This is a genomic window from Gemmatimonadales bacterium (assembly GCA_036279355.1).
Taxonomy (GTDB): Bacteria; Gemmatimonadota; Gemmatimonadetes; order Gemmatimonadales; family GWC2-71-9; genus DASQPE01.
Genome location: DASUJH010000010.1, coordinates 1 through 10,036 on the forward strand (window position 1 = coordinate 1; position 10,036 = coordinate 10,036).

Annotated in this window: 8 protein-coding genes; 6 read left to right on the forward strand and 2 right to left on the reverse strand. The window is 72.3% G+C overall.

The genetic code is table 11. The features are described 5' to 3' along the window. Window positions 1–308 precede the first annotated feature (308 nt). The 4 genes from VFW66_02425 to VFW66_02440 are packed head-to-tail and all read left to right on the forward strand — an operon-like array spanning window position 309 to window position 5,708. A complete protein-coding gene (locus VFW66_02425; protein HEX5385537.1) occupies window positions 309–1,616 on the forward strand; it encodes an ABC transporter substrate-binding protein in 1,308 nt (435 codons plus the stop codon). Beyond that, a complete protein-coding gene (locus VFW66_02430; protein HEX5385538.1) occupies window positions 1,613–3,424 on the forward strand; it encodes a HAMP domain-containing sensor histidine kinase in 1,812 nt (603 codons plus the stop codon). Before VFW66_02425 ends, VFW66_02430 begins: the two co-directional genes overlap by 4 nt. A gap of 1 nt (window position 3,425) precedes the next feature. Further along, window positions 3,426–4,790: a sigma-54 dependent transcriptional regulator gene (locus VFW66_02435; GenBank protein ID HEX5385539.1), complete on the forward strand. Its 1,365-nt coding sequence runs from the start codon at window positions 3,426–3,428 to the stop codon at window positions 4,788–4,790. Between the two features lie 33 nt (window positions 4,791–4,823). Next, on the forward strand, window positions 4,824–5,708 hold the full coding sequence (locus VFW66_02440; GenBank protein ID HEX5385540.1) for a hypothetical protein: 885 nt from the start codon (window positions 4,824–4,826) through the stop codon (window positions 5,706–5,708). 36 nt (window positions 5,709–5,744) lie between these two features. On the opposite strand, the gene VFW66_02445 is transcribed toward VFW66_02440, so the two are convergent. Both VFW66_02445 and VFW66_02450 read right to left on the reverse strand, forming a co-directional pair. Beyond that, entirely contained in the window at window positions 5,745–6,554 is an 810-nt protein-coding gene (locus tag VFW66_02445) for an anti-sigma factor (GenBank protein HEX5385541.1), read from the reverse strand. Window positions 6,555–6,556: 2 nt separating this feature from the next. Beyond that, window positions 6,557–7,120: a sigma-70 family RNA polymerase sigma factor gene (locus VFW66_02450; protein HEX5385542.1), complete on the reverse strand. Its 564-nt coding sequence runs from the start codon at window positions 7,118–7,120 to the stop codon at window positions 6,557–6,559. Window positions 7,121–7,228: 108 nt separating this feature from the next. On the opposite strand from VFW66_02450, the gene VFW66_02455 reads away from it, so the two are divergent. Further along, window positions 7,229–8,521 carry a metallophosphoesterase gene (locus VFW66_02455; GenBank protein HEX5385543.1) on the forward strand — a complete coding sequence of 431 codons (1,293 nt, stop codon included), beginning with the start codon at window positions 7,229–7,231 and terminating at the stop codon, window positions 8,519–8,521. A 250-nt stretch (window positions 8,522–8,771) separates the two neighbouring features. Further along, window positions 8,772–9,836 carry a tetratricopeptide repeat protein gene (locus VFW66_02460; protein ID HEX5385544.1) on the forward strand — a complete coding sequence of 355 codons (1,065 nt, stop codon included), beginning with the start codon at window positions 8,772–8,774 and terminating at the stop codon, window positions 9,834–9,836. Window positions 9,837–10,036: the final 200 nt, after the last annotated feature.

Genomic DNA, 10,036 nt, shown 5'->3' on the forward strand with positions numbered 1-10,036 from the left:
CGGCGTGCGCGCGGCGCTGCTCGGCGTTGGCTGCGTTGCTTGCGTCATGGTGATGGCTCCTTCGCCCGTGGTGGGCGATGAGAAGGTTCGGATTCGTTCGATGTGGAAGGCGACGCCGGAAATCGAGCGGGCGCGCGTAGAGTTGAAGTATGCCACTGACATCCCGGGGCGTCGAGAGCCGAGGCCGCGCGGCGCGGGCGGCGCGGTGGCTGGCCGCCCTTTCGCTGGCGTGCGCGCCGGGGGCCGGTACGCCTCCATCTTCGGGCGTTCCGCCCGCTGCGCCCGGGGCTGCGGCGCCGGGAGCCGCGATGGGCCCGCCGACCGCATGTCTCCTGGCGCAGCCCGAGGGTGCGCGGCGTGACACCATCACGATCGCGCTCACCGAGCCGGTGAATCCGGCCGACGCGCCCGTCCCGGCGAACCGCGCGGAGCGGCTCGTGTTCGCGCAGCTCTACGAGCCGCTCGTACGGACGAATTGCCGCGGCGTGCTCGAGCCCGCGCTTGGCGTGAGCTGGTCGCCGCAGGATGGCGGACCCGGATGGATGGTGACGCTTCCGGCTGACGCGCACTTTGCCGATGGCGCGCCCGTGACGGCCGCCGAGGTCGTGGCAGGGTGGCGGGAGCGCGGTGGGACGGATGTGGCCGGCGCGGCAACTCCTCTTGGCGCGACCGCCGTGGCCCCCATCGCCCAGGCGGCAACCGCACTCGGCGATCGGCGCATCGCCGTGGCGCTGCCCGCCGCCGCGGCCCACGATTCCGGCCCGGCTGGGCTTGGTGGGTTGGGGTTCGCAGCCACACGCGCGGGCCGCGGCGCGTGGCCGGTGGGCACCGGGCCCTATGTCATCGACTCCATCGACGCCGGCCGCGCGCCGGAGCGCCAGCTTGTCGCCCGCCCCATCGAGGCGGACTCCGCGCTGCCGGTTCTGCGGTTCATCCTCGCATTGGGCGCGGACCCGCGCGATCTCCTCGACGCCGGCGCCGACGTCCTCCTCACCGACGATCCAGCCGTGCTCGCCTATGCGGCATCGCGCGCGGCCCTGGAAACGGTGGCGCTCCCCTGGGACCGCACCTACGTGCTCGTGGCGCACGCGGGCTCACCGGCGGCGGCGCCGTTCACGCCCGAGACTCGAGCCGGTCTCGCGCGGGACGCCGTTCGCATCGAGGCCCGCGCCGCCGACTCCGATTCGGCCGCGCTGGCGTGCACCCCGTCGGGCGCGCATTCCAAGGCGCCTGTGTCCGCCGCCTCGCCGCGCGCCCCGCGCATCCTCTACGCCCGCGGCGACACCGTTGCGCGCGACCTCGCTGCCCGGCTCGTGGCACTCGGCCGCGCCGGCCCGGATGCGAGGGCCGTCGGCGTGGAACCGGACGCGCTGGCGCGCGCGGTGCGCGAGGGCAGCGCCGCCGGCGCGGTGTTGTCGCTTCCGCACCGCCCCGAGACCCTCTGCAGCGCAGCCGCCGCATGGGCGCCGCCCGATTTCTCCGTTGAGCCACTTATCGACGTCCGCGCCCACGCCGTCATCCGCCGCGGCACGCCGATGCCCACGGTCGATGCCGACGGCACGCTCCGCTGGACGGCGGCCGGCGTTCCTCCGGACAGCGACGTTGCCACGCCATGACGTTTCGCGCGCGCCTGTTCGCCGCACTGCTCGCCGCCGTGGCGCTTCCGCTCGTGCTGCTCGCCCTCGGCGTGCGCCGGGAGATGACTCGCCGCCTCGCGGCGGATGACGACCGCCGCGTCGCCTCGCTCCTCGCCGTGCTGCGTGACGACCTCGCCACCCGGAGCGGCGCGGCCGGCCGGCGGCTGGCCGCGCTGCGCGAGCGAATGGCCGGCGACAACGAGCTTCGCGCCACCATTGCTGCCCCCGGCGTTTCCGCCTCCGGCGGCAGCCCCGTCGAGCGCCGCTACCTCCTCGATTGGGCGGGAGACGCGATGCGGCTCACCGGCCTCGCCATGCTTCGCGTCCAGGACAGCGCCGGCACGATCCTGAGCTCGGGCCACTTCCGCAACGAGTACGACCGCGTCGAGCCGGCGCTGCCGCGCCTCCTCGCGGCGCGGCACGACTCGGTCGTGCTCGTGCGCGCGCGCACCGCGGATGCGCCGGTGCTCGCGCTCGCCCGCGTCGACTCGGTGCGGATCGGCGGCCGCGCGTTTTCGCTCGTCGGCGGCCTTCCGCTCGACAGCGCGGGGCTTGCGCGGCTAGGCGCGGAGGGAGACCTCGCAGTGCGGCTGGTGCTCCCGGACGCCGATTCGGCGGCTTTGCGCACGGGGCGAACGGTGGCGGACCTCCCCATTCCCTTTGTCGATCTCACCGCCGGCGCCGCGCAGGTAGATCCGCCCGCATCGCCCTCCGTGTCCGCGCCCGACAGGGCGGGGATTGACGCCGCCGTCGCCCACCTCGCCGTCATCCAGGCGCCCGGCGCGCTCGCGGCACTCGGGCGAAGCGTTGACGCCTGGGCGCTCGTGGCGCTCGCCTTGAGCGGCGCCGTCGCCGTGCTTGCCGCCGCGTGGCTCGCCGCACGGGTGAGCCGCCCGCTTCGCCAGCTCGCCGATCAGACTTCGACGCTCGACCTCGACCGCCTCGACGCGGAGTTCGCGAGCGACCGGCCCGACGAGATCGGCGACCTCTCCCGCCTGCTCGGCGAGATGACCGCGCGCCTCCGCCAGAGCACCGCGCGCCTCCGCGAGGTGGAGCGCCGCGCGGCCATGGGCGACGTGGCCCGGCAGGTGAACCACGACGTGAAGAACGGGCTCACCCCCATCCGGCACGTGCTCCGCCACCTGGCGCAGGTGGCGCGCGACGAGCCGGCCTCGCTCGCCCGCGTGTTCGAGGAGCGAAAGGCCACGCTCGAGGCGAGCGTCGCTTATCTCGAGACCCTCGCGCGAAACTACGCCCGCCTCTCGCCCCGGCTCGACCGCGAGCCCTGCGACCTCAACGCCGTCGTGCGCCAGGTGGTGCGCGATGCGTCGGCCCGGCCCGAGGGCGCGCGGGTTGATGCAGCGCGGGCGGTGGAGCTCCGCACAGTTCTCGCCGACGACCTGCCGCGCGTCGCCGCCGACGAGGTGGTGCTCCGGCGGATCGCCGAGAACCTGGTGACCAACGCGATCGAGAGCCTGGACGGCCAGAGCGCCAACGAGGGCACCGGTCCGTGCGTGACGGTGTCGACCGCCATCGCGACGGGCGACCGTGCGCCAGCGCCCATCCGCCTCGTCGTCGCCGATACCGGCCGGGGGATGACGCGCGCCGAGCTGGAGCATGCCTTCGACGACTTCTACACCACCAAGCCCGACGGCACGGGTCTCGGCCTTTCGATTGTGCGCCGCCTCGTGCAGGACCTGGGCGGCACGCTGCGGATCGAGACCGAGCCCGGTGCCGGCTCCCGCGTCACCGTCGAGCTGCCGCCTGGGCGGCCGCTCGGAGCGTGAGATGACCACCATCCTCGTCGTCGATGACATCCGCCCGCTCGCCGAGCAGTATGCCTACGATCTGCGTCGCCTGGGCGGCTACGACACCCTGGTGGCGGACGCGGGCGCCGCCGCGCTCGACCTGCTCAAGCGTGACGAGGTCGACTGCATCATCCTCGATCTCGAGATGCCGGGGATGGACGGCTTTGCCGTGCTGCGGGAGCTGGAGCGCCGCGGCAGCGAGATCCCGGTCATCGTGTACACCGGGACCGGCGACTACGACCGCTGCATCCAGGCCGTGCGGCTCGGCGCCGCCGGGTTCATCGACAAGGCGGAGCCGATGGAGCGCGTCGTGCGCGAGGTCGAGGGCGCCCTCGAGCGGCGCCGGCTTCGTGCCGAGGTGCGCATCCTTCGCCGCCAGCTCGGCGATGGCGCGCTCGTCGGCTCGAGCCCCGCAATCGGCGAGTTGCGCGCAGCCGTCGCGCGGGTCGCACCGTTCCCCACGCCGGTGCTCGTGCTGGGGGAGAGCGGCTCGGGCAAGGAGCTGGTCGCCCGCGAGCTTCACCGGCTGGGCCCGCATCCGTCGGCGCCCTTTCTCGCGGTGAACTGCGCCGCGCTGCCGGAGGCGCTTGTCGAAAGCGAGCTCTTCGGCCACGAGCGCGGCGCCTTCACCGGCGCCTCCGGCTCGCGGCGCGGCGCCTTCGAGGCCGCCGAGCGCGGCACGCTGCTGCTCGACGAGGTGGGCGAGCTGCCGCTCGCCGCGCAGGCCAAGCTGCTCCGCGTGCTGGAGGACCGCACCGTCACCCGCCTCGGCACGACGCGCAGCATCGCGGTTGAAGCGCGCGTGGTCGCGGCCACCAACCGCGACCTCGAGGCCGAGGTGTCCGCGGGCCGCTTCCGCGACGATCTCTTCTATCGGCTCAACGTGCACCTGCTCCGCGCGCCGCCCCTCCGCGACCGGCTCTCCGACGTGCCCGAACTCGCCGCCCACCTGCTCGAAGGCATCTGCACGCGCTTCGGCATCCGACCCAAACGCCTGGCGGGCGAAGCCGCCGAGTGCCTCATGGGCTACGATTGGAGCCGGAACAACGTGCGCGAGCTTCGGAACGCGGTCGAGCGGATGGTCATCGCGGCCGATGGTGACGTGCTCCGCGCCGAACACGTGCCGGCCGAGATTCGCGCGGCGGGTACCGGCCGGGCAACGGCGCCCGCGCCCGACGGCGCGCGCTCGTTCCACGATCTCCGCGCCGAGGCCGAGCGGCGCATCGTGCTCGAGGCGTTGGAGCGAAACGACTGGCAGGTGACCCGCACCGCGCAGGAGCTTGGCCTCGCCGACCACGCGAGCCTGCTCAAGATCATGCGGCGCCTGGACATTCGGCGCGGGTAGCGAATCCACAACCCGGAGGTTGGAATCAGCCCCATGAAGCCGCTGCCCGTCTTCCTCGCCGCCTGCGCGGTGATGTCGGCCGCCGCGTCGTCTGCGGCCGCTCAAGCGTCGCCCTCGTTCCAGGCGCGGCTCAAGACCATTGACTCGATCCCCGCGCCCGAGAGCGTCGCCGTCGGCCCCGACGGCGCGTGGTACGTGAGCTCGTTCGGCAAGTTCGGCGTTGCGGGAGATGGGGCCGTGTACCGCATCGACCCCGACAAGGGCACCCGCGCGATCTACGCTCGCGGCCTCGACGATCCGTGCGGCGTCGTGTTCGTGGGATCCACCCTCTGGGCGGCTGATCGCAAGGGCGTGTATCGGATACGCGAAGGGAAGGCGGAGCTGGTCTACCCCGCAAAGAGTTTCCCGCGGCCCACGCACTTCCTCAACGACCTGGCGCCGGGTTCACACGGGACGTTGCTCGTGAGCGACACGGGCGATTCGACCGCGGCCGGAGGCGGCGCCGTGTTCGTGCTGACGCCCGGACGGCCGGTGGCCGTGCTGCCCGGCAGCGATACCGCCCGCGCCGTCTCCAGCGCGAACGGCATCTTCCGCGGCGGCCGCGACACCTCGTACGTCGTGGGGTACAACAGCGGCGTGCTGTCCGTAACCGACGGCCACGGCACCTGGCGCGAGCTGGCGCACGGGCTCGGCGGCCCCGACGGCATCGAGGCCGCGGGGCGGGATGCGTTCTACGTAACCGACAACAAGGGCGGCGATCTCTGGCTCGTGCTGCGCGCGACCGGCGGCACGGCGATCAAACTCGTCTCGGGCCTCAAAGCGCCGGCTGATCTCGTGGCCGACCACACGCGGGGTTGGCTCGTCGTACCTGAGAACGACGCGAACCGACTGAGCGTGTACCCGCTCGGCCACAACTGAGCGCGCGCGCCGCGATGAGCTCGGCCGGCACTGCGCTCAGGGCTGCGCTGGTGTCGCGCTCGTCGGTGCAATTCGCGCGGCCACGAGTTCCGCGAACTGGCGCAGCTCGGCGGCGTTGAGGTCGGAGATCGCCCAGTATGCGGCGCCCCCCGCGGCGCCGTGCACCGACTGATATCCGCGCGCCGTCTCCTCTCTCGGCGGCGAAGTAGAATCCGCCGGCCAGAGGAAGAGATTGATGATGTGCTGCCGCCGGGCGTACGCCAGTGCGGCGGCGGGATGGTCGTTCACGTAATCCAGCCGGCCGCCCAGGAGCCGGAAGCCCAGCGAATCGAGCGACGGCACCGGCGGTGAGAAGTCGAGCTTCCCGGCGAACCACGGCTTTACCGTGTGGTGTTCCGACGAAGGGACGTCGGTCAGGTGCCCCGGCTGTAGCGAGCGGATGTGCGCGGCGAGCAGCTCGTCGGCGAGCAGGTCCGAGCGCCGGCCGGCGATTGCCTGCGCGCTCCACCCGCGACCGCCCGCGACGTACCCGCCGGCCGCCGCGAGCGTGATGACGGCCGCCATCGCCCCCCAGCGCGCGAGCCGGCCCATGCCGGGCGCGCGCGCGGTCCGGACGGTCCGCGCGTCGCGCACGGCGTCCACGATGCCGGCGCGCAGGTGCGCCGGTGCGCGGACCGGCGCCACGTGCATCTGGAGCGCCGCGTGCACCTGCCGCTCGCGCTCCACCTCGGCCGCGCACGCGGCGCACGTCTTGAGGTGCGCCTCGACGCCGGCCACCGCCACGCTGTCGAGCTCGCCATCGACGTAGGCGGTCAACTGCAGTGCGAGTCCGCCGCACGGCTCCATGATCAGCTCCGTTCCAGGTCCGCGGGCGAGAGTGCCGCATGCAGCCGCCGCCGAGCCCGCGAGAGCCGCGACATCACGGTGCCCACCGGCACGCCGGCCACCTGCGCGATCTCGCGGTAGGACAGACCCTCGATGTCCCTCAACACCACGACCTCGCGAAACTCGACCGGCAGCCGCTCCACCGCCTCGAGCAACGTGTCCTTGAGCGCGCCTCGCGTCGCGAGCGTCGCGGGATCGTCGCCGGCGGCATCCACCCCGTGTACCCGCTCGTCGAACTCGGCGTCGAGCGACCGCACCCGCCGCCGCCGCAGCCAGGTGTAGCACGTGCGGCGCACGATTGCGAGCAGCCAGGTGCGCGCGTCGCCCCCGCGATAGCTGCCGAAGTAGCGCAGCGCGCGGAGATAGGCGTCCTGCACCACGTCCTCGGCATCGTGGTCGTCGCGCACGAGGAAACGCGCCAACGCGTAGGCCGCATCGAGGTGTGGCAATACCGTCTGCTCGTAACCGCTTGGCGGGCTCGGATTCACCGGCATCTCCACTTGGCCGCTCTCGTGGCGCACTGCCATGGGACCGCGCCGGATCGTGGATTATTCCCGGCGTCCTTCCGGGAATATCGTCCGCTGCCCCGGAGTCTCAGGCCCAACGATACCACCACCCGTCTCCGGGAGCGACCTATGGACCAGCATCTCGAGCATGACCACAACGACGACGGCGTCGATCGCCGCGGATTCCTAACGTGCATGGCCTGGGCGGGCACCGGCATGCTCTGGGCGGTGAACGGCGGCGTGCTTTCGTCGGTGAGCCTCGGCGCCGTCCGGCGCTTCGGCCTGCCCGACCGCCTCAAGGGCGGCCTCTTCTTCGCGCAGATCAGCGACAGCCACATCGGCTTCAGCAAGGAAGCCAATCACGACGTCACCGCGACGCTCCTGGAAGCAGTGGGCCGGGTGAACGCGCTTCCCCATCGCCCCGCCTTCGTGCTCCACACCGGTGACATCTCCCAGCTCTCGAAGCCGAGCGAGTTCGACACCGCCGACCAGGTGATCCGCGGCATCCGCACCGAGCGCGTGTTCTACGTGCCCGGCGAGCACGACGTACTCACCGATGACGGGCGGCAGTACCTCGATCGCTACGGCAAGGGAACGAAGGGCAGCGGCTGGTACAGCTTCGATCACACCGGCGTGCACTTCATCGGGCTCGTCAACGTGGTGAACCTCAAGGCGGGCGGCCTCGGCGCGCTCGGCCCGGAGCAGCTCGCCTGGCTCGCCAAGGACGTGCGCGGACTCTCGAGCAGCACGCCCATCGTCGTGTTCGCGCACATCCCGCTCTGGAGCGTCTATCCCGATTGGGGTTGGGGCACCGACGACAGCGAGCAGGCGCTGGCGCTGCTCCGCCGCTTTGGCTCGGTCACCGTGCTCAACGGGCACATTCACCAGGTGCTGCAGAAGGTCGAGGGCAGCATCCGGTTCCACACGGCACAGTCCACGGCGTTCCCGCAGCCGGCGCCGGGCACCGCGCCGTCGCCCGGCCCGCTCACCGTGGAGCCGGGGCGCTTGAGGAGCCTGCTCGGGATTGCGAGCGCGGAGTTCGTGCGGGGGCATGAGGGACTGGCGGTGATCGATTCGCCGCTCGCGCCATCGTCGGGGGGCGCCGCGCCGGCAGCCCGCGCCGCGGCATCGGACACCGGCGCGCGCGGCGGCATGTTGCGCGGAACGACGGCACCGGGCGGCATCGGCATCGACAACTTCAGCTTCACGCCGGCGGCGCTCACCGCGGCCCCGGGCGCTCCGGTGAGTTGGACCAACCACGATGACGTGCCGCACAAGATCGTGAGCGCGGATAAGCGGTTCGACCCCTCACCCGTGCTGGACACCGGCGATCAGTACACCACCGCGTTCAAGGCGCCGGGGCGCTACGAGTACTTCTGCGCCCTGCACCCGCGGATGACGGGAACGATCGTGGTGGGTTGAGGCGGGAGCGACGAAGGGCCCGCGTGTCTGCTGGGACACGCGGGCCCTTCGTCCTTCGTGTCCACGCGAACACCAACCGCTCACCCGACGATCGCGCCGCGCATGCTCTGGCGCGCGCAACTCGCGTGGCGCCTGGATCTTGCCGCGCCGCTTTCCCCCGCCCGCATCGCTGGCCCCGCCCCTGCCTTCTCCTCCGGCGCCCGTCGTTCACCACCAGCGCGCCACCGGCGCCACACCCGAGGAGAACACCATGTCCATCAACCAGAGGGCCCGCTACTCGCTCGCCGTCTCGCCGCTCGTGCTGTTCGCGCTCGCCTGCGGCGGGTCCGAGGGCACCGATGTCACCCGCACCACGACCGCCGCTGCGTCGGTGCGTCCGAGCGCCGCCGTGTCGGCCCAGCCTGCCGCCGAGATGGATTCGGGCACGCCTGTGGTCGCCACTCCGCCGTCATCCGCGCCCGCGATGACCTACGACGACGCCGAGGCGGCGTTCCACGCCGGCCACTACACCGAGGCGACCGACGGATTCACCGGATACACCGAGAGTCACCCCGAGAATCCGTGGGGCTTCTACATGCTCGGCCTCTCCGCCTGGAAGGCCGGCAACCAGGGCGAGGCGCTGCACGCCTTCGACGAGGCGTTGGCGCTCGACCCGAATCACGTGAAGAGCCTGCTCAACTCGAGCCGCGTGCTGATCGAGCTGGGCCGCGCGGAGGAAGCGGTCGACCGGCTCAACACGGCGCTCACTGTGCACAGCTCGTCGAACGATGCCTATCGCCTGCTCGGCCGCGCACACGCGCTCCTCGGCGAGAGCGACTCGGCGGTGGGGGCTTACCACCACGCCATCGCCCTCGACCCGCGTGACGCGTGGGCGATGAACAACCTGGGCCTCTTGTATCTTGATCGAGGCCAGGCCGGCGACGCGCTCCCGCCGCTCGTCTCCGCGACGCGGATCCGGGACAACTCGCCCGTGTTCCAGAACAACCTCGGCCAGGCGCTGGAGCATGCCGGTTACTTCAGCGCGGCCGCGAGCGCCTACGAAACTGCGCTCGCGGCGGACAGCGGCTATACCAAGGCGTCGGTCGGATTGAGCCGGGTCCAGGGGCGGGAGGACCAGCCGAGCTTCGGCGCGCTCGATCTGGATGCGCTGGCGCTCGCGTTCAAAGCGCAGGTGGACGAGTGGCGCGGCGCGCTCGACAGCGCCGGCGAAGTCGAGGACAGCGCCGAGAGCGAGATGACGCGCGACAGCACCAGCGACTCGATCCCGGTGGTGGCCGACTCGGCAGTGACGTCGCAGCCGGATTCCGAGCCGTAACCTGCGACGAAGCCCGAGGCGGTGCGGTGGTGACGTGGATCACCGCCGCACCGTGTCCACCCGCGCATGCTGCTTCCCCGTTTTCTCTCGCCCCAACAATCCCTCGATCCGCTCGGAGCGCGTCCCCATGGCGACTCAATGCACCCACCTCGACCGGGTCCGCGACGTTTCCCCCCGCACGCCCGACGGCTGCGAGGAGT

Coding starts and splice junctions, on each gene's coding strand:
- VFW66_02445 (HEX5385541.1), bottom strand. CDS start 6,554: ATGGAGCCGTGCGGCGGACTCGCACTGCAGTTGACCGCCTACGTCGAT.
- VFW66_02430 (HEX5385538.1), top strand. CDS start 1,613: ATGACGTTTCGCGCGCGCCTGTTCGCCGCACTGCTCGCCGCCGTGGCG.
- VFW66_02440 (HEX5385540.1), top strand. CDS start 4,824: ATGAAGCCGCTGCCCGTCTTCCTCGCCGCCTGCGCGGTGATGTCGGCC.
- VFW66_02435 (HEX5385539.1), top strand. CDS start 3,426: ATGACCACCATCCTCGTCGTCGATGACATCCGCCCGCTCGCCGAGCAG.
- VFW66_02460 (HEX5385544.1), top strand. CDS start 8,772: ATGTCCATCAACCAGAGGGCCCGCTACTCGCTCGCCGTCTCGCCGCTC.
- VFW66_02425 (HEX5385537.1), top strand. CDS start 309: ATGGGCCCGCCGACCGCATGTCTCCTGGCGCAGCCCGAGGGTGCGCGG.
- VFW66_02450 (HEX5385542.1), bottom strand. CDS start 7,120: ATGGCAGTGCGCCACGAGAGCGGCCAAGTGGAGATGCCGGTGAATCCG.
- VFW66_02455 (HEX5385543.1), top strand. CDS start 7,229: ATGGACCAGCATCTCGAGCATGACCACAACGACGACGGCGTCGATCGC.